Source organism: Mycobacterium sp. P7213 (genome assembly GCF_900604305.1).
Lineage (GTDB): Bacteria > Actinomycetota > Actinomycetes > Mycobacteriales > Mycobacteriaceae > Mycobacterium.
Genome location: NZ_UWOA01000038.1, coordinates 24,624 through 47,247, shown reverse-complemented (window position 1 = coordinate 47,247; position 22,624 = coordinate 24,624). Strand labels below are relative to the sequence as shown.

Annotated in this window: 18 protein-coding genes; 11 read left to right on the top strand and 7 right to left on the bottom strand. The window is 67.4% G+C overall.

The genetic code is table 11. The features are described 5' to 3' along the window. A partial coding sequence (locus tag EJK91_RS21820) for a hypothetical protein (protein ID WP_206430428.1) occupies positions 1-2,729 on the top strand: 2,729 nt, incomplete at its 5' end. 12 nt (positions 2,730-2,741) lie between these two features. Here EJK91_RS21820 and EJK91_RS15225 read toward each other — a convergent pair. Then, entirely contained in the window at positions 2,742-4,181 is a 1,440-nt protein-coding gene (locus EJK91_RS15225; protein WP_046302386.1) for a WS/DGAT/MGAT family O-acyltransferase, read from the bottom strand. Positions 4,182-4,388: 207 nt separating this feature from the next. Here EJK91_RS15225 and EJK91_RS15220 point away from each other — a divergent pair, with 207 nt between their 5' ends. After that, complete coding sequence (locus tag EJK91_RS15220) at positions 4,389-5,465, top strand: Acg family FMN-binding oxidoreductase (protein WP_125079342.1); 1,077 nt, start codon at positions 4,389-4,391, stop codon at positions 5,463-5,465. A 15-nt stretch (positions 5,466-5,480) separates the two neighbouring features. Here EJK91_RS15220 and EJK91_RS15215 read toward each other — a convergent pair whose 3' ends face one another. Then, complete coding sequence (locus EJK91_RS15215) at positions 5,481-7,190, bottom strand: GAF domain-containing sensor histidine kinase (protein WP_125079341.1); 1,710 nt, start codon at positions 7,188-7,190, stop codon at positions 5,481-5,483. Continuing rightward, positions 7,183-7,824, bottom strand: a complete 642-nt coding sequence (dosR, locus tag EJK91_RS15210) for a hypoxia response regulator transcription factor DosR/DevR (RefSeq protein WP_024443613.1) — start codon at positions 7,822-7,824, stop codon at positions 7,183-7,185. Before dosR ends, EJK91_RS15215 begins: the two co-directional genes overlap by 8 nt. A 165-nt stretch (positions 7,825-7,989) precedes the next feature. On the opposite strand from dosR, the gene EJK91_RS15205 reads away from it, so the two are divergent. Continuing rightward, positions 7,990-8,760 (top strand): SDR family NAD(P)-dependent oxidoreductase, encoded by a 771-nt coding sequence (locus EJK91_RS15205; RefSeq protein WP_046300071.1) that lies wholly within the window; start codon positions 7,990-7,992, stop codon positions 8,758-8,760. A gap of 5 nt (positions 8,761-8,765) precedes the next feature. Here EJK91_RS15205 and EJK91_RS15200 read toward each other — a convergent pair whose 3' ends face one another. Genes EJK91_RS15200 through EJK91_RS15190 form a run of 3 tightly spaced genes read right to left on the bottom strand, consistent with a single transcriptional unit; the run spans position 8,766 to position 12,531 of the window. Further along, positions 8,766-9,551, bottom strand: coding sequence for a slipin family protein (locus tag EJK91_RS15200; RefSeq protein ID WP_024443615.1), 786 nt, complete (start codon positions 9,549-9,551; stop codon positions 8,766-8,768). Further along, positions 9,548-10,195: a hypothetical protein gene (locus tag EJK91_RS15195; RefSeq protein WP_046300070.1), complete on the bottom strand. Its 648-nt coding sequence runs from the start codon at positions 10,193-10,195 to the stop codon at positions 9,548-9,550. Before EJK91_RS15195 ends, EJK91_RS15200 begins: the two co-directional genes overlap by 4 nt. Positions 10,196-10,197: 2 nt before the next feature. Next, the gene (locus EJK91_RS15190; RefSeq protein WP_046300069.1) at positions 10,198-12,531 is read right to left on the bottom strand and encodes a nitric-oxide reductase large subunit; all 2,334 of its coding nucleotides are present in this window, start codon (positions 12,529-12,531) and stop codon (positions 10,198-10,200) included. Positions 12,532-12,694: 163 nt separating this feature from the next. Between EJK91_RS15190 and EJK91_RS15185 the strand changes: the two genes are divergently transcribed. From EJK91_RS15185 to secA, 4 genes are all read left to right on the top strand, one after another. Next, the gene (locus tag EJK91_RS15185) at positions 12,695-13,360 is read left to right on the top strand and encodes a carboxymuconolactone decarboxylase family protein (protein WP_024443618.1); all 666 of its coding nucleotides are present in this window, start codon (positions 12,695-12,697) and stop codon (positions 13,358-13,360) included. 45 nt (positions 13,361-13,405) lie between these two features. Beyond that, positions 13,406-14,053 (top strand): ComF family protein, encoded by a 648-nt coding sequence (locus EJK91_RS15180; RefSeq protein ID WP_125079340.1) that lies wholly within the window; start codon positions 13,406-13,408, stop codon positions 14,051-14,053. Between the two features lie 120 nt (positions 14,054-14,173). Further along, complete coding sequence (gene hpf, locus EJK91_RS15175) at positions 14,174-14,875, top strand: ribosome hibernation-promoting factor, HPF/YfiA family (RefSeq protein WP_036458583.1); 702 nt, start codon at positions 14,174-14,176, stop codon at positions 14,873-14,875. A 107-nt stretch (positions 14,876-14,982) separates the two neighbouring features. Next, a complete protein-coding gene (gene secA / locus EJK91_RS15170; protein ID WP_024443621.1) occupies positions 14,983-17,757 on the top strand; it encodes a preprotein translocase subunit SecA in 2,775 nt (924 codons plus the stop codon). 54 nt (positions 17,758-17,811) lie between these two features. Here secA and EJK91_RS15165 read toward each other — a convergent pair whose 3' ends face one another. Continuing rightward, entirely contained in the window at positions 17,812-18,345 is a 534-nt protein-coding gene (locus EJK91_RS15165) for an Rv3235 family protein (protein WP_125079339.1), read from the bottom strand. A gap of 203 nt (positions 18,346-18,548) precedes the next feature. On the opposite strand from EJK91_RS15165, the gene EJK91_RS15160 reads away from it, so the two are divergent. The 4 genes from EJK91_RS15160 to EJK91_RS15145 all read left to right on the top strand — a co-directional run bounded on the left by EJK91_RS15160 (position 18,549) and on the right by EJK91_RS15145 (position 22,600). Next, positions 18,549-19,943, top strand: a complete 1,395-nt coding sequence (locus EJK91_RS15160; protein ID WP_024443623.1) for a WS/DGAT/MGAT family O-acyltransferase — start codon at positions 18,549-18,551, stop codon at positions 19,941-19,943. Then, on the top strand, positions 19,940-20,770 hold the full coding sequence (gene ppk2 / locus EJK91_RS15155; RefSeq protein WP_024443624.1) for a polyphosphate kinase 2: 831 nt from the start codon (positions 19,940-19,942) through the stop codon (positions 20,768-20,770). The genes EJK91_RS15160 and ppk2 overlap by 4 nt, the downstream gene beginning before the upstream one ends. 108 nt (positions 20,771-20,878) lie before the next feature. Continuing rightward, positions 20,879-21,388, top strand: a complete 510-nt coding sequence (locus EJK91_RS15150) for a DUF6912 family protein (protein WP_024443625.1) — start codon at positions 20,879-20,881, stop codon at positions 21,386-21,388. 66 nt (positions 21,389-21,454) lie between these two features. After that, positions 21,455-22,600 carry a ferredoxin reductase gene (locus EJK91_RS15145; protein ID WP_125079338.1) on the top strand — a complete coding sequence of 382 codons (1,146 nt, stop codon included), beginning with the start codon at positions 21,455-21,457 and terminating at the stop codon, positions 22,598-22,600. Positions 22,601-22,624: the final 24 nt, after the last annotated feature.

Genomic DNA, 22,624 nt, shown 5'->3' with positions numbered 1-22,624 from the left:
GGGTGGGGCTGGGCGATACGACGTTGGTCGGGCTGCTCGACGGGGTGGGSCTGGGCTCGCTGAATGTCGGCGCGATGTTGGGTGCTGTCGGGCTGGGCGGCACCGCCCTGCCCGACCTGATCGASGACCTGGGAATGAGCGACCTGACCCTGGGCGGCCTGCTGGCGGGACTGGGCACCGCGGACGTGACGCTGGGCGGCCTGATGGACACGTTGGATCTGACCGACCTGAGCGTGGGCGGCCTGGTCGGCGCCGTCGGCTTGGACGACCTGAATCTCGGTGGACTGCTCACCGGCATCGGCTTGGACGGCACGACGCTGCCCGGCCTGATCGGTGACCTGGGACTGGCCGACCTGACCCTGGGCGGGCTGGTCGGCGGCGTCGGGGCCGGCGGCACGACGCTGCCCGAATTGCTGGACCACATGGATATGGGCGACATCACGCTGTCCGGGATGGTCGGCGCCCTGCTGGGCACCACGACCTTGCCCGGCGTACTGGCCAGCATCGGTCTGGGCGACCAGAGTCTGGGGGGCTTGCTGGGCGGCCTCGGGCTGGGCGGGATGAGCCTGCACACGCTGTTCTACAACCTGAACATGAACGGCCTGGTGCTCAAGGACGTGCTGAACAACCTCGGGCTGGGCGACATCAGCATCGGCACCATGATCAACGCCATGGGGTTGGGCACCATGGGCCTGCACAGCCTGGTCAACAACCTCGGTATGGGTCAGCTGACCCTGGTGGAGCTGTTGAACACGGTCGGCGTCGGGCAGCAGGGCCTGGGCGGGCTGCTGCACGACTTCAACGTGACCCTGGGCATCGGCTCGCTGTTCTCTGCTCTGGGGCTGGACTTCGGGCTGGTCAACGGGCTTCTGGACGCAGTCAACCTCAACGATGCGATCGATTCGACCGGCATCACCGTCGGCGGGCTGCTGAGTTTCTTCGGCCTGAACGTGACCCTGAACCAGCTGTTGGGCAACATCGCCGCGCAGGGCGCCGGGGTGAGCCTCAATGGCGTGTTGCACGGGTTGGGGCTCTACAACCAGACGTTGCCCCTGATCCTGTTGAACCTCGGTCTGGGCAATTTCACCCTGGGCTGGACCGGATGGAACGGCCTGCTGCAGGTCTTGGGTCTGGAGCACACGAGCATCAACGGGCTGCTGAACGCGGTGGGGCTCGGCGACGACAACCTGGTCGGCCTGCTCAACAGCCTGGGCCTGGGCGTGAGCCTGCCGCAGCTGCTCGACAACCTGGGAATCGGCGGCCTGAGCCTCAACGACGTCGTGAGCGGCCTGAGCCTGGGCACCATGGACCTCAACGGCCTGCTGGGCGCGTTCGGCATCGATGACCTGAATCTGGCCACCCTGTTGCAGAACCTGGTCGGCAACCTGACCCTTCCGGGCCTGGTCAACAACCTGGGTATCAACGACGTGACGTTGGGCGCGCTGCTGGGCGACCTGGCCACCGGCGACCTCACCCTCGGCACGCTGCTGGGCAACCTGAACCTGAGCGGTCTGACGCTGGGCGGACTGCTGGACAGCCTGAATCTCAGCGGCCTCGGGCTGGGCAACATGCTGGGCGGGCTTAACCTGGGCGGCCTCACCCTGCCCGGCCTGTTGGAGGGGCTGGGCCTGGACGATCTCACGCTGGGCGCGCTGCTGACCGATCTGGGCACCGGGAACTTCACGTTGTCGGGGCTGCTGACCAATCTGGGGCTGGCTGGGGTGACGCTGCCGGGGCTGGTCACCGACCTGGGCTTGGGTGATGTGACGCTGTCGGGCCTGTTGGGCGGTCTGGGCATCGGTGGGATGTTCCTGCCCGGCCTGCTGACCGACCTGGGCTTGGGTGATGTGACGCTGTCGGGCCTGCTGGGCAACCTGGGTGTCAGCGATCTGACGCTGGGTGAGTTGCTCAGCGATCTGGGGACCGGCAACTTCACGCTGGCGGGTCTGCTCACCGATCTGGGCCTGGGTGAGGTGACGTTGCCGGGGTTGGTGACGGATCTCGGCTTGGGTGATCTGACGCTGACGGGCCTGTTGGGCGGTCTGGGGATCGGGGGGATGTTCGTGCCCGGCCTGCTGGACAACCTGGGCTTGGGTGAGATGACCCTGCCCGGGCTGCTGGACGGTCTGAGCGTGGGCGATCTGACGTTGGGCCAGCTGCTGACCGACCTGGGCACCGGCGGTTTCACCCTGCCGGGCCTGCTGGAGGCGCTGGATCTGGCCGATGTGACCTTGCCCGGGCTGTTGGGCGATCTCGGGATGAGCGAGGTGACCCTGGATGGGCTGTTCGACGGCCTCGGCTTGGGCAACCTGAACCTGCCCGCGCTGCTGGGCGATGTCGGGTTGGGCGAGATGACGCTGCCCGAGCTGTTGGGCGACCTGGGCCTGGGTGACATGACGTTGGGCGGGCTGTTCGGTGGCCTGGGCGCCTGGGACCTGGGGCTGGGAAGCCTGCTCGGTGACTTGACCGGCGACCTGAACCTGGGGGGCCTGCTCGACGGGCTGGGCCTGGATGACCTGGCCGCGTTCACGATCGACAGTGGCTGGTTCGGTGGATTCCTGCCGTTCGTCTGGTTCGACCTGCCGCAACAGATCGCCGAGCTGTTGGGTGCGCCGACGGCTGGTGCCGCCGAAGCCGGGGTCTTCGTGTCCAGCGCGGCAGCCGACCTGCCGGCAACGCTGGGCGCCGACCTGGCCTCGGAGTGGGCAGAACTCGTGGGCGCCTTCTGACGCCGCTTCGGTTCAGCCCGTGCCGGCGGGTGTCCGGCGCCGGCGCCTGACCCGCTCCCGCGTGCTGCTGCATCGCTTGGCGCTGACCACCAGGCGGGCCACCGCGGCTTCGATGCTGCGCGCGAACTCATCGATATCGGGCATGGTGTCGTAATCGGCCAGAATCCCGAAGAACAGATTCTCGGCGTAGCTGAGCATCGCGACGCCGGTGCGCAGCTGCAGCGCGATCGGTGGTACCGGCAAGATCTCCGAAACCCGCCGGCCCAAGATGTGCAGCGGCTGCGACGGCCCGGGCACATTGGTGGTCACCGTGGTGACGCTGTGCTGTGGCAGGCGGGTCAACAGCCGAACCGCCCACGCGGTCACCGGGAACGGCAGATGGTTGGTCGCGGTGATCAGGGCGCTGCCGGCCTGGCGTTGCCCGGTGCCCTTGGTTCTGCTCAAGCGCGCGTGCACCAGGCGCAGCCGCCGTACCGGGTTGTCTTCCTCCACCGGCAGGAAGGGCAGCATCAGCGAGACCCGGTTGTCGGCGCGGCCGGAGGCGTCGTGGGCCCGGGTGGACACCGGTACCAGGGTGCGCAGCGTCTCGGCGACCGGGCGTTCACCGCGGCGGTCCAGCATGCCGCGGTAGGCCTCGGTCAGGGCGGTCAGCGCGACATCGTTGACGGTCACGTCGAACGCCCGGCAGATCCGGTTGACGTCATCGAGCGACACCGCGGCGGAGCTGTACCGGCGCGATGCGCTCATCGGTCCGTTCAATGAGGTGGCATTGCCCGGGCGCAGCAGCCCGGCCGACAGTTCGATCGTGCCGCGGACGGCCCGCGCCGCGGCGGTGCCGATCGCAGTCGAGACATGCCAGAGCTCGGAGGCCCAGCTCAACGGGTTCAGGCTCACCGGGCGGAAATCGAATTGTGCGTGGGCCGAGTGGGTTTCGTCATCGCCGCGAAGACGTCGGGCGAAAGTCAATACCCCGTCGCCTGCGCCGCTTTCGTCGCACAGCCCGGTGAACAGGTGCGATGTCGCGATCCCGTCACCGACGCAGTGGTGAACCTGGATCAACATCGCCCACCGGTCGTCAGCCAGTCCCTCGATGACCCAGATATGCCACAGCGGCCGGTCCCGGTCCAGCCGGCGGGCCATCTGGTCGGCGACGACGCAGAACAGTTCGGTGTCGTCGCCGGGATGCGGCAGGGCGAGCCGCCCGATGTGGTGTGCCATGTCGAAGCCGGGGTCGTCGACCCACTGCGGCGGTGCCAGGTCGAGGGGATGCGACTGCAGCTTCTGGGCGAACCGCGGGCAGCCACTGATACGTGCGCCCAGGGTGGCGACCAGCGAGGCGTAGTCCGGTGCCGGGCCTTCCAGTACGACCAGGGCGCCGATGGCCAGGCTGGCGTGGCGGTCGGAGTCCTCGGCTTGCAGAAATCCCGCGTCCAGGGTGGTCAGTTGCTCCACGATCCGTCCTCCTGCCCGCGCCCCGCTCTCATCGTCCGCCCGCGTCGCTGATGGATGCAGGGCCAGAAGTCCCGAGTCCGCGGCGCAGGTGCGGGTCTTCGTGCCCTGGTCGGACCGGTGGGGCGGGGAGGATCGTGAAGAGTGCAGGTCTGCTGGGGCTCAGCGGGAATCGGTCTCGAGACCGCGAAGGAAGAAAGGGGCCGGCCCATGGATGAAAAACCTGCGGGTCGCCCGGACGCCGCGGCGGTCCGGGACACCATCCGAACCGCGTTACTGCTGGCCGCCCGAGCGCCCTCGGTGCATAACTCGCAACCATGGCGCTGGCGGGTGGACCCGGCGCCTTCGGCGCCCCGGCTGGACTTATACGTCGAGCCCGATCTGCAGCTGCGCAACGTCGACCCCGAGGGCCGGGGCATGATCTTGAGCTGCGGCGCGGCATTGCACCACTGTGTGGTGGCGTTCGCCGCGCTAGGTCAACAGGTCAAGGTCCATCGGTTTCCCGACCCGGCATGCCCCGACCTGCTGGCCTCGATCGAGCTGTGTCCGCCTGGGCCGCAACCGGATCTCTCCCAGGTCGATGTCGCGCTGGCGGCGGCGATCCCGCGGCGGCGCACCGATCGTCGCTACTTCAGCGGCTGGCCGGTGGCCGGCGCCGACATCGCATTGATGGGCGCGCGCGCCGCCCGGTCCGGTGTGATGCTGCGCCGCGTCGACGCCCTAGATCGGCTGAACGCGGTGGTGGCCCGGGCGGTGTTCGAGCACCGCACAGACTACGAGTACCTCGCCGAGCTGGCGACCTGGAGCGGCCGCTACGGGTCGGTGGCCGGCGTTCCGGCGCACAGTGTTCCGGCGCCGCATGCTGCTGCCCCGATTCCGGGCCGGTTCTTCGCCGGGCCCGCACTGGCCCAGCCGCCGGGTGCCGTCCCGGCCGAGGACCGCGCGGTGATGCTGGCCCTGGGCACCGAGACCGATGATCGGCTGGCCCAGCTGCGTTCCGGCGAGGCCACCAGTGTGGTGCTGCTGACCGCGACGGCATTGGGGCTGGCCAGCTGCCCGGTCACCGAGCCGCTGGAGATCGCCGAAACCCGTGCCGCGGTGCGCCGTGACGTCTTCGGAACCAGCGGCTATCCGCAGATGCTGCTGCGGGTGGGCTGGGCCCCGATCAATGCCGACCCGCTGCCGGCGACGCCGCGGCGCTTCCTCAACGACACCGTCCAATGGCTGGCTGCCGACGCCCGCGAGGCCGAGCCGCGAGAGGTTGAAGGGTTGGCGCTCTACGCCTGAGCAGCACCGCCCGGGCTACGAGACCAGGGGAGCAGACCAGCGCAGCACTGTCCCGCCGCCAGGAGCCGATGTGACGCTGAAGGTTCCGCCGGCCTGCTCGGCACGCTGACGCAGGTTGGCCAGGCCGCTGCGGGTGATCACCTCGGGCATACCGCGGCCGTTGTCGCTCACCTCGATGCTCAGATCGTCTTCGACCTTGATCTGCACGGTCACGGCGGTGGCGCCCGCATGCCGGACCGTATTACTGACCGCCTCGGAGACCACCGCTTCGGCGTGATCGGCCAGCGCCGGCTCCACCACCGAGAGCGGGCCGATGAACTGGACAGTGGTGTGCAGCCCCGATCCGGAGAATTGGGCCACCGCGTTGTCCAGTCGCTGCCGCAACGGTGTCGCCGCGGAGGCGACACCGTGCAGGTCGAAGATCGTGGTGCGGATCTCGCCGATGATCGCCTGTAAGTCGTCGACGGCATCGGAGAGCCGGCGCTGCACGGCGGCGTCTCGGCTGCGTGGAATGGTGCCCTGCAGCGACAGCCCCACGGCGAAGAGCCGTTGGATCACATGGTCGTGCAGGTCGCGGGCGATCCGGTCCCGGTCGGTGACCACGTCGAGTTCGTGCATGCGGCGCTGCGTGGTGGCCAGCTGCCAGGCCAGCGCGGCCTGATCGGCGAACGCCGCCATCATGTCGAGTTGCTCGGTGTTGAACGGGGGAGTGCTGCTGTGCCGCATCACCACGACCACTCCGGCTACCGCGTCGGCGGTGCGCAGCGGAAGTATCAGGGCGGGCCCGGCCGCACGCACACCGCTCAGCGTCAGCCGCTCGACGCGGTGCGGCTCACGCTTCGAGAAGGCCTCGCCGACGGGGGAGCCGGTCACCGGCAGGGTCTCACCAGACAGGAAAGCCATTGTCGGCCCGATGGTTTCGACTACCAGGAGTTCGCTGACCTCCGATTCGGCGGCATCCTCGTCCAGCGGGATGGCCACCAGGGCCGACTCGGCACCGGTGAGCTTGCTGGCCTCTTCGGCGATCAACCGGAACACCGTGGACGGGTCGGTGCCCGACAGTAGTTCGGTCGCGATGTCGTGGGTGGATTCGATCCAGGATTGCCTTGCCTTGGCCTGGGCATACAAGCGGGCGTTGGCGATCGCGATCCCAGCGGCGGCGGCCAGCGCCTGAACCAGCACTTCATCGTCTTCGCTGAATGGTTGTCCGTCGGCTTTCTCGGTGAGGTACAGATTGCCCACGACCTCCCCTCCCGCGCCCACCGGCACGCCGAGGAACGTCCGCATCAAGGGGTGGTGGGGCGGAAAACCTATGGCGGCGGGATGTTTGGAAAGGTCGTCCAGTCGCAGGGTTTGGGGTTCGTCGATCAGCAGACCGACCACCCCCACCTGCTGGGGCAGCCGGCCGATCTTGAGGAACGTTTCGTCGTCGATGCCCTCGTAGACGAACTGCTGCATTCGGCGTTGGCGGTCGTGTACTTCCAGCGCACCGTATTGGGCATCGACCAGACTGGTAGCGGTCTGCACGATGGTGCGCAGGGTCTCGTCGAGTTCCAGACCCGAGGTGACGGCCAGCATCGCTGCCAGCAGTCCGTCGAGGCGGTCGCGGCCTTCCACGATCTGCTGGACCCGGTCTTGCACGCCGACCAGCAGCTCGCGCAGCTGCAGATGAGAAAGTTTGTCGCGCAGCGGGTTCGAGCCTTCCTCGGGTGCGTCGTCAGTCATTCCGGGCGCGCTCGAGCTTGGTGGCGAAGACCGCGGCCTGAGTGCGACGCTCCATGCCCAGCTTGGCCAGCAGCCGTGACACGTAGTTCTTGACGGTCTTCTCCGCCAGGAACATCCGGTCCGCGATCTGCTTGTTGGTCAGTCCTTCGGCGAGCAGGCTCAGCAGTGTCCGTTCCTGTTCGGACAGGCCCGACAGTGGATCGGGCTTGGCGGCGGCGCCCCGCAGTTTGGCCATCAGGGCTGCTGCAGCGCGGTTGTCGAGCAGCGATCGTCCCGCGCCGACTTCCTTGACCGCGTGGGCCAGCTCCATGCCCTTGATGTCCTTGACGATGTAGCCGCTGGCGCCGGCCAGGATGGCGTCGAGCATTGCCTCGTCGGAGGTGAAGGAGGTCAGGATCAGGCAGCGTAGTTCGGGCATCCGCGCCAGCAGGTCACGGCAGAGTTCGATGCCGTTGCCGTCCGGCAGCCGGACATCGAGCACCGCGACGTCCGGAGACAACGCGGGTATGCGGGCCAGGGCTTCGGCCACCGAACCGGCCTCACCGACCACATCCAGTTCGGGGTCGGCGCCCAGCAGGTCGATCAGGCCGCGCCGCACCACCTCGTGATCGTCTACCAGAAAGACTCTGATCACATCGCGTCCTCTCCGAAGCCGTCGTCGCGGCGCGCACCCAGGCACTGCCCACGGTAGCGGCGACACCGGCGGATTCACAGAGCACAAAGCCCCGATCCGCAGAAGGGTCAGGCTTCGGGGGTGATCTACGCTTCTTGCGTCTTGGCCCTGACGTAGGAGATCCCAGTGGACAGGTCTGCCCTCACTGCATTGTTCGACCTGACCGGACGCACCGCCATCGTGACAGGCGGAACGCGCGGCATCGGGCTGTCGGTTGCGCACGGGCTGGCCGCTGCCGGCGCCAACGTGGTGGTGGCCAGCCGCAAGAGCGAGGCCTGCGATCAGGCCGCGGAGCAACTGCGCCAGGCCGGCGCGCAAGCGATCGGGGTGCCGACCCACCTCGGGGACGGCGAGGCGATCGAGGCGCTGGTGGGCGCCACAGTCGACCGGTTCGGCGGGGTGGACATCGTCATCAACAACGCTGCCAATGCGCTGGCGCTGCCGTTGGGCGAGATCACCTCGGAGGCACTGAACAAGTCGTTCGCGGTCAATCTGCAGGGGCCGGTCTTCCTGGTTCAGGCGGCGCTGCCGCATCTTCGCAAGAGCGAGCACGCCGCCATCGTCAACGTGGTGTCGGCCGGCGCCTTCGTCTATTCGCCGGCGACGTCGATGTACTCGGCGGCCAAGGCCGCACTCGTGTCCTTCACCCGGTCCATGGCGGCCGAGCTGGCGTCCTCGCGCATCCGGGTCAACGCGATCGCACCCGGACCGGTCAACACCGACATGGTGCGTAACAATCCGCCGGAGTTCATCGCAGCATTGCGGGCTGCCACGCTGCAGCAGCGCATTGCCGAGCCCGACGAAATGGTCGGGCCGGTACTGCTTCTCGTCTCCGACGCAGGCAGCTACATCACCGGCCAAACCATCCATGCCGACGGCGGGATGGTCGCGCGGTAGCGCCGTTAGTCCCGCTTGACGGCACGCAGTGCTTCGGCCGCACCGCCCAGGAACGGGGTGATGATGTCCACCGGCAGCGGGAACACCACAGTGGAGTTCTGGTCGGCCCCGAGTTCCAAAAGGGTTTGCAGGTACCGCAGTTGCAGCGAGGCCGGGTTCTGCGAAAGCCGTTCGGCGGCCTGGCTGAGTTCCTCGGAGGCCTGTAGCTCGCCGCGGGCGTTGATCACCTTCGCCCGGCGCTCGCGCTCGGCCTCGGCTTCGCGGGCCATCGCCCGTTGCATCGACTCGGGGATCTCCACGTCCTTGATCTCGACCACCCGCACCTGCACGCCCCACGGCTCGGTCTGCTTGTCGATGATCGTGCGCAGGTCGGCGTTGAGATCGTCGCGGTGCGCCAGCAGCGTGTCCAGATCGGCCCGGCCCAACAGGGAACGCAGCGTAGTCTGGGCGATCTGCGAGGTGGCCACGGCGTAGTTCTCGACCTCCATGATCGCCTTGAGCGGATCGGTGACCTGGAACATCACCACCGCGTTGACCCGGGCCGGAACGTTGTCGCGAGTGATCACCTCCTGCGGCGGAATGGTCAGGGTGACCACCCGCTGATCAACCCGAATCATTTTGTCCACCAAGGGGAACAGGAACTTCAGGCCTGGTTGGTAGAGCGGGCGGGCATGGCCCATCCGGAACACCACGCCGCGTTCGTACTCGCGCACCACATTCAGCGCGAAATATGCCAGCACTGCGAGCGCCACGACGGCCAGCGCCAGCACGGTGATCAGTCCCTCACTCATTTGAGTTGCTGCCTTCTGCTCGACGCGTTGTCGGAAAAGCCGCCCCACCGGGTGGAGTACCGGTCGATCGCGGCCTCGACGTTCAATGCCTGATCTTCGGCGACGGATGGGTGCGGCCGATCATCGGGGGCGTTACTCGGGGTGCTCCACAGGTGACGCAGCAGGGGATAGCCGCCGGCCGCCACCACGGCGATCGCCGCGGTCAGCACCAACACGTCGGCGGCCGAGTGATTCACGAACAACGTCGCAGCCGGCAGGATGATCCCGAAACCCGCTACCGAACAAGCGATGCCCCGGTGAAAGCGGCCGGTTTCCGAGTGCGGCCACGGATCGACCGCCCGGCTGATCTCCCGGCCGTGGTGCGACGTGGTGCAGGTGTCCTTGACCGGACAGGAGTTGCAGACCGACGGCGTCGCCCGGTACCGCATCACCCGGTTGTCCGGATCGAACGAGGTGGGCCAGAGCCACTGGTCCTGCGGGCACTTCCACGCGTCATGATCGTCGTGGTAGACGAACTTGCCCGTGCGCCACTGCGCCGCGCGTTCGGAGGTCCGCTGGGCCATCCGGTCGAAACCCCAGGCGAAAGTCAGCAACAGCAGCGCGTAGCCGGCAACCAACCACACCCATGTCGCCGGCCCGGACATGATCAGTCCTTGCCCGCGGCGGCGGACTCTGCCGGAACCTCGACGTAGAGCGGGTTCTCCGGCAACTCGTCGACCGTCTCGCCGGAGCGGAAGTTACGCAGCGCGATCCAGGCGATCCAGACGAACGGCACCACACCGGCGCCGATCAGGATCGCGTCGCCGGGCAGGCGCAGCCATTCCAGCAGCGCGTTGCCGGGCTGGGTGATGTAACCCAGCGAGCGCGCCTCGAAGTAACCCGCGTTGACCGAGTGGAACAACTGCAGCACGCCCAGCGGCAACAGGGTGACGAACACCATCCATGCCAGGCCGATGTTCATGCCCCAGAACGAGATCCGGGCCAGCTTGTTCGGCCACTGGTCCGCCGGGATCACGTAACGGAAGGCGAACATCGCCAGGCCGACCGCCAGCATGCCGTAGACGCCGAACATCGCGGCATGCGCGTGGTTGGCGGTCAGTGCCGTCCCGATCTCGTAGTAGGACACCACCGGCAGGTTGATCAGGAACCCGAAGATGCCTGCGCCCAGGAAGTTCCAGAACCCGACGGCGACCAGGAACATCACCGCCCAGCGGGCCGGGAAGTTGTTCTGCTCACCGGCTTCCTGGCGGGCACCCAGCTGCAGGAAGGCCCAGGCCTCCACGGTCAGGAAAGTCAGGGGGATGACCTCGGCGGCCGAGAAGAACGCGCCCAGTGCCATGTGCTCCACCGGTGTGCCGGAGAAGTACAGGTGGTGCATGGTGCCGATCACGCCGCCGGCCGAATACAGGATGATGTCGAGGAAGATGACCAGCAGCGCAACGCGCTCGCGCACCACCCCGAGCTGAACGAAGATGTAGGCCACCATCGCGGTGGTGAACAGCTCCAGGAAGTCCTCCACCCACAGGTGCACCATCCAGAACCGCCAGAAGTCGGCGACCGAGAAGTGCGTCTCACTGCCGGCCAGCAGGCTGGCCGCGTAGAACGTCGGGATGGCCAGGCCGGTGAAGAAGAACATCCAGGGCAGGTTCATCTTCGAGGTGGTGGCCAGCTTCGCGCGCATGCCGCGCCAGATGATGACGATCCACAAGAACAGGCCGACGATCAGCAGCAGCTGGAACAGTCGGGGCAGGTCCAGGAACTCCCACTGCTGGGAGAACAGGGTGCCGGGCTTGATAACCCCGAAGATCGACAGCGCCTCAAAGGCCAGCGAACCGAAGACCACCACTGCCAGCGCGCCGAGCAATCCGTATACCAGGACCGACTGCTTGCCGGGCTCGCGGCGGGTGATGAAGGGCACCAAGAAGATTCCACCGGCCAGGAACGCCGCCGCGGTCCAGAACAGTGACAGCTGCAGGTGCCAGGTTCGGGCCAGGTTGTAGGGCAGGACCTTGGCGAGGTCGATCCCGTAGAACTCCGACAGATCCGCCCGATAGTGCTCGACGGCGCCGCCGAGCAGGACTTGGGCCAAGAACAGCACCGCGACCACGGCGAAGATCCAGATCGCGGCGCGCTGCGAGCGGGTCAGCGGCACCTCGCCGGGCTGGCGGAAGTGCAGTTTGGTCATCTCCGTGCCGTGCCAGCCGATGTTCTGGCTCCAGCGACCGTAGACGGTGAACATGACGCCGATGCCGCCCAACAGCATGATCAGCGACAGCACCGACCACACCACCACCGATCCGGTGGGCCCGTTGTCGACGCGCGGCTCCGAGGGCCAGTTGTTGGTGTAGCTGTAGTTGTGGCCGGGCCGATCCGCGGCCGCCGCCCACGCGGTCCAGGCGAAGAACGCGGTCAGATCGCGGATCTCGCCGGGCTCGGTGATCATGTGCGGCAGCAGGCCGTACTTGGTGGAGGCTTCGCCGAAGTAGTCGGCGTAGTGCTGCTCGATGGTGTTGAAGGCCTGGACCTGTTTGTCGGTGAATACCAGCGTTTTGGTGTCCGCGTTATAGCGGTTGGTTCGGAACTCGGCGACCACGGCGTCGTGCGGGTTCGCCACGCCCTGCGCCTTAAACTGATCGGCGACGTCTTCGGTGGCCAGCCGCAGATATTCGGCGGTGTAGTCGGGGCCCAGGTAGGCGCCGTGGCCCAACACCGAGCCGTACTGCATGAGGCCGCGGGCCTGATAGAGTTGTTGGCCACGGGTGATGTCGGCGCCGGTGAACAGCTGCTGACCGGATTCGGCAACGACCTTGTCCGGCATCGGCATTGACGCCGTGTACGTGCGATAGGCCAGGATGCCCATCACCAGGAATCCGAAGATCATGACCAGGGCCACGCCCTGCGCCCAACCCTTGCCGACCAGCGCTTCGGCACGGCCGGATCCGGTGGTGGGCGCGCCCACCTGTGTCGCATCGGTGCTCATGGACGGCACGCTAACAGTATCGAGGATGAAAATTCGCGAAACTGTTAGTGCCCTCACTAATTTGGGGTCTGGCGTTAGTTTCTCTGTTGACCAAATGCCCCTTGACGCCAAGGTACGACATACCGTAGTAGCGGTCCGATGTGCGGGCCGGAAAGGACACACCATGCCCCGCCTCCGCGAGATCCCGCGCGCCGAAGTGACCGACGAGCAGATCTTGTTCTTCTACGATCGGTTGTTCGGCGCGGGCATAGAACCCGTAGGCCCTGACGCTTCGGCGACAGCTTCCGGCGGCCACCGCACCATCCACGGGACACCGGGGGACTGGTGGACGGTCTTCGCCCAGGCGCCCAAGGTGTTCTCCCACGCCGTACGTGGATTCGCTCTCTATCGCAACGCCTCGCTGGACCCGCTGCTGCGCGAGCTCGGTCAGGCCCGCGCCGGCTACGCCCGCGGCAGTCAGTTCGTCTTCTCCCAGCACTGCAAACAGATGCGTTCGCTGGGTATGTCCGAGGAGAAGATCGCCGCGTTACCGTCCTGGCAGGTCAGCGACGCCTTCTCCGGGCTCGAGCGCGCGGTGCTGGCTTACACCGATGCCCTGGTCTACGACGGCGGGCGGGTGGCCGACGAGATCTTCGCGGTGCTGCAGGCGAACCTGTCGGACCGCGAGATCATGGAGCTGACCTACATCACCTGTATGTATGACATGCACGCCACCATCTGCCGTGCGCTGCGGCTGGAGTTCGACGACCGCGCGGAGCCGATCACCGAGGTCCAGGTGCCCGAGGGGCTCGCGGTGGCCGACCTGTCGGCGGACCTGGCCGGGGACTGACCGCGGCTTGGTCGACTTGTCGCACCCCGGGGGCACCATCGGTCTGTGCTTGACGCGGTGCTTCCTCTGCAGTGCGGCGGCTGCGGTACACCCGGGACCCGATGGTGCGCCGCCTGCGCCGCGCAGCTGGCGGTCGGGCCCGAAGAACCCCGGGTGATCGCCCCGCGGCTGGATCCGCAGGTTCCGGTTTTCGCCCTGGGCCGATACGCCGGCGCCCGCCGGCAGGCGATCGTCGCGGTCAAAGAACGCGGCCGCAGCGACCTCATCGCTCCGCTGGCTTGGGCGTTGGGGGCGGCGCTGCAGCGGCTGCTGTGCTGGCAGATGGTGGACCTACCGCTGACGATCATCCCGGCACCCACCCGCCGCAGCGCTGCCAGACGGCGCGGGGGCGACCCGATCACGCGCATCGCCGCTACGGTTGCCGCGCGCCATGCGGGTGTGACGGTGGTGCCGGCATTGCGGATGCGGGCGCTGACCCGCGACTCGGTCGGTCTGGGCAGCGCAGCCCGGGAACGCAACGTCGCCGGGCGGGTACTGCTGCGCCGGGGTGGGCTGGCGAGTTCCTCCGCCGCGGGCGATGTCCTGATTGTCGACGACGTCGTGACCACCGGAGCGACCCTGGCCGAGTCGGTTCGGGTGCTACATCAGGCCCGGGTGCGGGTTTCTGGCGCGCTCGTGATCGCTTCGGTATAAGACGGGTGTCAAACGGGTGCGCCAAACCGGTGGCATCTCTCCGGCGGCATGGCTACGGTCGTCATCAAGGGACGGGGGACCTTGAAGGAACGTGGTCGAGACGACAGGAGAGTGTCGAGCATGGCAAATCAATTTGTGGAAACCAGCCCGGCGTCAGTCGACGTGGAGGAGCGGCCGGATCAGTCGGGCGCCGAGATCGTGGTCAAGGGTCGTAATGTTGAGATTCCAGACCATTTCCGGGTTTACGTCGCGCAGAAGCTGGCCCGCGTGGAGCGGTTGGACCGCTCGATTCGCCTGTTCGATGTCGAGCTCAAGCACGCCAATAATCGACGCCAGCGAAAATCCTGCCAGCAGATCGACATCACCGCGCACGGACGCGGCCCGGTGGTCCGCGGGGAGGCCCGCGCCGACAGTTTCTATGCCGCATTCGAGGCTGCGATCGATCGACTGGAGAGCCGGTTGCGCCGCGACAAGGGCCGTCGCAATGTCTCGTACGGCGACAAGACCCCGCTGTCGGTAGCGGAGGCCACCGGTGCCACCAATTTGGACCCGGAGTTCCTCGCCAGCGCATTCAACCGGGACGGCACCGCCGAACCCGACCACCGTGAGGAGGTCGGGCACAGTAGCGGCCACGAGCATGAGCCCGGCCAGATCGTGCGCACCAAAGAACACGCCGCGACGCCCATGTCGGTCGATGACGCGCTCTACGAGATGGAGCTCGTCGGCCACGATTTCTTCCTGTTCCAGGACAAGGAGACCGACCAGGCGTCGGTGGTCTACCGACGGCACGCCTACGACTACGGCTTGATTCGTTTGGTCTGAGCACTGCCGTTCCGAGCTGCGTGGGCGGCGCATTGCCGCCTTCGGTAACGGTGTCACCTACCATGGGTGACGCTCGTAATGCCGAAGACTGAGTAGGGGACATAGCCGTGCTGTCCAAGTTGCTGCGTTTTGGTGAAGGCCGCATGGTCAAACGGCTCCGGAAGGTCGCGGACTACATCGACACCCTCTCCGGGGACGTCGAAGCGCTCACCGACGCGGAGCTGCGGGCCAAGACCGACGAATTCCGTCAGCGGCACGCCGACGGCGAATCCCTCGACGACCTGCTGCCGGAGGCATTCGCGGTGGCCCGTGAGGCGGCGTGGCGGGTGCTGACCCAGCGCCCGTTTCACGTGCAGCTGATGGGTGGCGCGGCACTGCACTACGGCAACGTCGCCGAGATGAAGACCGGTGAGGGCAAGACCCTGACCTGTGTGCTTCCGGCGTACCTCAACGCGATCTCCGGCAAGGGCGTGCACGTCGTCACGGTCAATGACTACCTGGCCAAGCGCGACAGCGAGTGGATGGGCCGAGTGCACCGCTTCCTCGGCCTGGAGGTCGGGGTGATCTTGTCGCAGATGACCCCGGACGAGCGGCGCGTTGCCTACAACGCTGATGTCACCTACGGCACCAACAACGAGTTCGGCTTCGACTACCTGCGCGACAATATGGCGCACTCGCTCGAACAGCTGGTGCAGCGGCCGCACAACTTCGCCATCGTCGACGAGGTCGACTCCATCCTGATCGACGAGGCCCGCACCCCGTTGATCATCTCCGGTCCCGCTGACGGCAGCTCCAACTGGTACTCCGAGTTCGCCCGGATCGTGCCGCTGATGGAGAAGGACGTCCACTATGAGGTGGACCTGCGCAAGCGCACCATCGGTGTGCACGAGGTCGGGGTGGAGTTCGTCGAGGACCAGCTCGGCATCGAGAACCTCTACGAGGCCGCCAACTCGCCGCTGGTCAGCTACCTCAACAACGCGCTGAAGGCCAAGGAGCTGTTCAACCGCGACAAGGACTACATCGTCCGCAACGGCGAGGTCTTCATCGTTGATGAGTTCACCGGCCGCGTGCTGGTGGGTCGGCGTTACAACGAGGGCATGCACCAGGCCATCGAGGCCAAGGAACGGGTGGAGATCAAGGCCGAGAACCAGACCCTGGCCACCATCACCCTGCAGAACTACTTCCGGCTCTACGACAAGCTCGCCGGCATGACCGGCACCGCCGAGACCGAAGCTGCCGAGCTGCACGAGATCTACAAGCTGGGCGTGGTTCCGATCCCGACCAACAAGCCGATGGCGCGCATCGACCAGATCGACCTCATCTACAAGACCGAGGAGGCCAAGTTCCTCGCGGTCGTCGACGACGTCGCCGAGCGCTACGAAAAAGGCCAGCCGGTGCTGATCGGCACCACCAGCGTGGAGCGCTCGGAGTATCTGTCCAAGCAGCTGACCAAGCGCCGTGTCCCGCACAACGTGCTCAACGCCAAGCAGCATGAGCGTGAGGCGCACATCATCGCCGAGGCGGGCCGGCGCGGCGCCATCACGGTGGCCACCAACATGGCCGGGCGCGGCACCGACATCGTGCTCGGCGGCAACGTCGACTTCCTCGCCGACCAGCGGCTGCGCAGTCAGGGCCTGGACCCGGTCGAGACCCCGGATGAGTACGAAGCCGCCTGGGACGAGGCGCTCAACGCGATCAAGGAGGAGGCAGCCGCCGAGGCCGAGGAAGTGATCGAGGCCGGCGGCCTGTACGTGCTGGGCACCGAGCGTCACGAGTCGCGGCGTATCGACAACCAGCTGCGCGGCCGGTCCGGCCGACAGGGTGACCCGGGTGAGTCGCGGTTCTACCTGTCGCTGGGCGACGAGCTGATGCGACGGTTCAACGGCGCGGCACTGGAGTCGCTGCTGACCCGGCTGAACCTGCCCGACGACGTGCCGATCGAGGCCAAGATGGTCACCCGGGCGATCAAGAGCGCCCAGACCCAGGTCGAGCAGCAGAACTTCGAGATCCGTAAGAACGTGCTGAAGTACGACGAGGTGATGAACCAGCAGCGCAAGGTGATCTACGCCGAACGCCGCCGCATCCTCGACGGCGAGAACCTCGCTGAGCAGGCCCACGACATGCTCGTCGACGTGATCACCGCCTACGTCGACGGTGCCACCGCCGAGGGCTACGCCGAGGACTGGGACCTGGAGCAGCTGTGGACGGCGCTCAAGACGCTGTACCCGGTGGGGATCGACTATCACGAACTGCTGCACGCCGACGACATCGGCGAGGCGGACGATCTGACCCGCGAAGAGTTGCTCGCGGCGCTGCTCGCCGACGCCGAGAACTCCTATGCGGTGCGGGAGGCCCAGGTCGACGAGACCGCCGGCGCCGGCGCCATGCGGGAGCTGGAACGCGGTGTGCTGCTTAGCGTTTTGGACCGCAAGTGGCGCGAGCACCTTTACGAGATGGACTACCTCAAGGAGGGCATCGGACTGCGGGCGATGGCGCAGCGCGACCCACTGGTCGAGTACCAGCGGGAAGGCTTCGACATGTTCCGCGGCATGCTCGACGGGCTCAAGGAGGAGTCGGTCGGCTTCCTGTTCAACGTCGCCGTCGAGGCCGTCCCGAAGCAGGCAGTCGCGCCGGTGGATGCCCCCGAGGGGTTGGCGGAGTTCGGGTTGCGCGCCAAGGGAATCGACGGCGCCAACGGCGCTGACGGAGCCGACGGTGCGGACGGGCTGACCTATACGGGTCCCGACGAGGACGGCTCCGCGCAGGTGCGGCGCGCCGGCGACCTGCAACCCGCAGGCGCGACGTCTCGCCGGGAACGGCGCGAAGCGGCCCGCCGCGAAAGCCGCGGCTCTCGGCTGCCGAAGGTGCCACGCAAGAGCTGAGGCGCTGAGCCACAGCCGATGGCGCCGACCCGTCCCCCGCAGTGGGGATCGGCGCTAGCCGATGTGCAGGGCGACGATCCGCCAAACTGTGCCGTTTCCGGTCCGCGGAATGGGCTCGACGCGGCAGGCCAGTGCATGCGTGCGTCGTCCGCGCCGGTAGGTACCGAAAACCTCTACCGCGCTGGCCGGTTCGCCTGAACCTGCCGGTTGCACACGCACTCGCTGCAGGGTTGCCGGCTCGAGCCGGCCCGCCGGTGGCGCCGGGCGGGCCGACGCCACCGAGTCGGCCAGTCCGGTGGCGAGCAGCGGATGCAGATGCGTCGACGGCCGGCGTCCGTCCACCACTTCCAGGACCCGGCGCAGCGCGGCGTCGGCGAACACCGCGGCCGAGCGCAACGTCGCCGGTAACGCCTTGTGCGCGGGTCGATCGGGTCGCGTCCGCGGGGGATGCCCCGGGCGCGGCCGGACCGACGGCGCCGGCGCGGGCGGATGTGCGGACCGGTTCGGCATGGTCGGACGGGCAGGCGGTTCGTAGTCGAGCAACGGCGCGACGGCCGAGCGCGGGGACGCAGTGGGATCGGTGGGCACGGCAGCTCTCCAAGGTAGGTCCGGTCGGCGGGCCTGCTGGAGAGTGGCAGGGTGTGTGCGGCGATCATCGCACAATTGCGGCTGCGGCGTATCCGCGTGCGGCGCGGCCCGGCGGCGGGCTACCGTGAGCGGCAGTGTTTTTCTCCGATCCGGGGCTGGTGCAGTACCCGGCCGGATCGAGCCAGCAGGGAGGACGGGCAACGATGGTGAACCGGCTATCGGCGTCGGAAGCCAATTTCTACCGCCTGGAGAACACCACGACGCCGATGTATGTGCAGTCGCTGTTCATTCTGCGTAATCCGCGAGGTGGCCTGGGCTACGACAAGCTGATGGAGACCATCGAGCAGCGGCTGCCGCAGATCCCGCGGTACCGGCAGAAGATCCGCGAAGTCACTATGAGCCTGGCCCGTCCGGTCTGGGTGGACGACCACGAGTTCGACATCACCTACCACGTAAGGCATCTCGCGGTGCCGTCTCCGGGAAGCGAGCGCCAGCTGCACGAGCTGGTCGCTCGGCTGAGTCAACAACCGCTGGATCGCTCCCGACCACTGTGGGCGACTTACCTGATCGAGGGGCTGGCCGACAACCGGATCGCGATTTACATCAAGTCGCACCAAGCGCTGGTCCACGGTATGGCGGCGCCGGCGTTGGGGCATGTCCTGGTCGACCGGACTCAGCGTCCGCCGCCTTTCGACGAAGACATCTGGGTGCCGCGCGACGAGCCCGGCGCCGTCGAATTGGTGCTCGGTGCGGTCGGGGACTGGGTGGCGGCTCCGCGGGCCCAACTACAGGCGGTGGGATCGACGGTCGGCAGCCCGTTGTCGTGGGCAGGCCGCAAGGCGTTCGATACCGTCCGGGCCATCGCGCGCGGCGCGGCCCCGCAAAGCCCGCTCAACACCCAGGTCTCGCAGAACCGTCTGTTCACGGTGGCGAGGGGTTCGCTCGAGGATTACCGGACGGTGCGGGCCCGCTATGACTGCGCCATCAACGATGTGGTGCTCGCGGTGATCACCGGGGCGCTGCGGAACTGGCTGTTGGCCCGCGGCGAACCGGTCGGATCGACGCGCACTGTACGGGCGCTGGCACCGTTGTCGGTGTATCCCGACCACGAGTTCGACTCCGCGGGTCAGCCGATCGGTGCCGTGACACCGTTCCTGGTGGATCTTCCGGTCGGCGAACCGAATCCGGTCGTCCGGCTTTCGCAGATCGCTTATGCCACCGAATCGCATCCCACCGCGACCGGGCTGGTTGATGCCCGCACCATCTTGACCGTGGCGGGCTTCGCCCCACCAACTCTGCACGCGATGGGTCTCCGGGTCGCGGCCGCGTTCGCCGGATTCTCCGGGCGGGTGTTCAACCTGCTGATCACCAACGCGCCGGGTGCTCAGCGGCAGCTCTACGTCTGCGGCGCGAAGCTGCTCGAGACTTACAGTGTGCCGCCGCTGTTGCCGAACAAGGCGTTGACCATCGGAGTGACGTCTTACAACGGGACCCTGTATTTCGGCGTCAATGCCGACCGCAAGGCGATGAGTGACGTAGGAATGGTCTCAGCACTGCTGGACGAAGCGCTGGCCGAACTGCTGGAGGCAGCACAGTGAGCGAGGACGAGTTCGAAGCCGCTACGCGACGGCTCGCCAACGACGTGTACGAGAAGGAATTACTGCGTCTGCAAAGCGAATTCGTCAAACTCCAGGAATGGGTCCGCGATACCGGCACCCGCGTGGTGGTTCTCTTCGAGGGCCGTGACGCCGCAGGCAAGGGCGGTGTCATCAAGCGCATCACGGAGTATCTGAGTCCGCGCACCGTGCGGATCGCGGCGCTACCGGCCCCCACCGAGCGGGAGCGGGGGGAGTGGTACTTCCAGCGCTACGTCGCGCACCTGCCGGCGCGTGGTGAGATCACGCTCTTCGACCGATCCTGGTACAACCGGGCCGGGGTGGAGAAGGTGATGGGATTCTGTACGCCCGAAGAGCATGCGCAGTTCCTCAAGCAGGCCCCGGTCTTCGAGCAACTGTTGATCGATGACGGAATCCTGTTGCGCAAGTATTGGTTCTCCGTCTCGCAGACCGAGCAGCTGCGCCGGTTCCGCAAGCGGCGCAACGACCCGCTGCGGCAGTGGAAGCTGTCGCCGATGGATCTTGAGGCACTGCGCCGCTGGGAGGACTACTCCCGGGCCCGCGACGAGATGATGGCCCACACCGACACGGCGGCCAGCCCCTGGTACCTGGTCGAGTCGGAGCTGAAGACCCACGCGCGGCTGAACATGATGGCGCACCTGCTGCAGACCATTCCCTATCGCGAGGTGGAGCGCCAGCGGGTCAGCCTGCCGAAGAAGCCCATCGTCACCGGTTCTTACGAGCGGCCCGACCGTAGTCTCTACCGCTACGTGGACGATTACGCCGCCACGCTGCTGGGCGACGCGTGACCCGTCCACCGCGAGCGGGTGGGCGCACACCGCAGGTAGGGGAGTGCCCCCAGCGCCGGCTTCGCCGCGCTCGCGATCGCGGCGGTGCCTGAGGCTAAGGTCTGGCTCATGCGGGTATACATCCCAGCGACGCTGGCCATGCTGGCCCAACTGGTCGCCGACGGCTCATTGCGTCCGGTCAGCGGGACGGCGTTCGCGGTGACCCCGGCACTGCGGGAGTCCTACGCCCACGGCGACGACGACGAGCTGGCCGAGGTGGCAATCGGAGAGGCGGCTCTGGCCTCGCTGCGGCTACTGGCCGGTGCGGACGCCGATCCGGACGGTGCGAAGTTACCCACCCGCCGGGCGGTGCTGGTTGCCGAGGTCGAGGGTGCCGCCGTTCGCCCCGATCTGGACGCCGCCGTGGTCCGGTTGGCGGGGCCGGTCGCGATGAGTGACGTGCTTGCGGCTTATGTGGACACCGCCGCGGCTGAACCTGCCGTACTCGCGGCATTGGCGGTGATCGACGACGCCGACCTCGGCGACGAGGACGCCGAGCTGACCGTCGGCGATGCCCAGGACCACGACCTGGCCTGGTACGCCACCCAGGAACTGCCGTTCCTGCTCGACCTGCTCTGATGCCGACCGGACGAGGTTACGGTACCGTAGGTTCATCAAACCGCGGCATACGAGCAGGGAAGTTTCGTGAGCAAGAAGCATTCGACGATCGTCGCGCAGATCGGCGACACCAAGCGGCCGACCGCCGCCGGTGCCGACCGTCACCCGGTCTGGAATGCTGTGCGCCGCATCGCAACACAGATCACCACTCCGCTGCTGCCGGACGACTACCTGCGCTTGGCCAACCCGTTGTGGTCGGCCCGTGAACTGCGCGGGCGGGTGGTGGAGGTCCGACGGGAGACAGCGGATTCGGCGACACTGACCATCAAGCCCGGCTGGGGTTTTCAGTTCGACTATCGGGCCGGCCAGTACATCGGCATCGGCCTGCTGGTCGACGGACGCTGGCGCTGGCGTTCGTACTCGCTGACCTCCCCGCCGGTGACCGGAGCGCGGACCATATCCATCACGGTCAAGGCGATGCCGGAGGGGTTTCTGTCCAGCCACCTGGTGGACGGTGTGGCCCCGGGAACCGTGGTGCGGCTGGCTGCGCCGCAGGGGGAGTTCGTGTTGCCCGACCCCGCGCCGGCCGCGGTGCTATTCGTCACCGCCGGGTCCGGGATCACGCCGGTCATGGCGATGTTGCGGTCGCTGGCCCGCCGCGGACCCATCGCCGATGTCGTCCACCTGCATTCGGCGCCCACCGCGGCCGACGCGCTGTTCGCCGATGAGCTGGCCGCTTTGGCGCAGGATCACCCGGGTTACCGGCTGCTGTTGCGCACTACCCGAGACCAGGGGCGGCTGGAACTGCGCGGACCGGAAACCCTCGACGCTGAGGTGCCCGACTGGCGCGAACGTCAGACCTGGGCATGCGGGCCGACAGCGATGCTCGGCGACGCCGAACGTGTCTGGGCTGCAGCCGGAGTCGCCGACCAACTGCACGTCGAGCGGTTCGCGGTGGCGCGCAACGCGCCGGCTGGGGGCGGTGGCACCGTCACCTTCGCGGCCAGTGGCAAGAGTGTGACGGCGGACGCGGCGACAACGCTGCTCGAGGCCGGTGAGAGCGCCGGGGTATCGATGCCGTTCGGATGCCGGATGGGCATCTGCCAGTCGTGTGTGGTCTCGCTGGTGGGCGGACACGTTCGCGACCTGCGCACGGGTGCAGATCATGAGCCGGGCACTCGAGTGCAGACCTGCGTCAGCACGGCAGCCGGCGATTGCGAACTAGACGTCTGACGATTACCCGCTGGTAACCTACGG

Excerpts from the sequence above, each read along its gene's own strand:
- EJK91_RS15195 (WP_046300070.1), bottom strand. The coding sequence starts at position 10,195 with ATGTCCGGGCCGGCGACATGGGTGTGGTTGGTTGCCGGCTACGCGCTG.
- EJK91_RS15200 (WP_024443615.1), bottom strand. The coding sequence starts at position 9,551 with ATGAGTGAGGGACTGATCACCGTGCTGGCGCTGGCCGTCGTGGCGCTC.
- EJK91_RS15190 (WP_046300069.1), bottom strand. The coding sequence starts at position 12,531 with ATGAGCACCGATGCGACACAGGTGGGCGCGCCCACCACCGGATCCGGC.
- EJK91_RS15160 (WP_024443623.1), top strand. The coding sequence starts at position 18,549 with ATGGTGAACCGGCTATCGGCGTCGGAAGCCAATTTCTACCGCCTGGAG.
- EJK91_RS15215 (WP_125079341.1), bottom strand. The coding sequence starts at position 7,190 with ATGACTGACGACGCACCCGAGGAAGGCTCGAACCCGCTGCGCGACAAA.
- hpf (WP_036458583.1), top strand. The coding sequence starts at position 14,174 with ATGGCAAATCAATTTGTGGAAACCAGCCCGGCGTCAGTCGACGTGGAG.
- EJK91_RS15150 (WP_024443625.1), top strand. The coding sequence starts at position 20,879 with ATGCGGGTATACATCCCAGCGACGCTGGCCATGCTGGCCCAACTGGTC.
- EJK91_RS15220 (WP_125079342.1), top strand. The coding sequence starts at position 4,389 with ATGGATGAAAAACCTGCGGGTCGCCCGGACGCCGCGGCGGTCCGGGAC.
- EJK91_RS15185 (WP_024443618.1), top strand. The coding sequence starts at position 12,695 with ATGCCCCGCCTCCGCGAGATCCCGCGCGCCGAAGTGACCGACGAGCAG.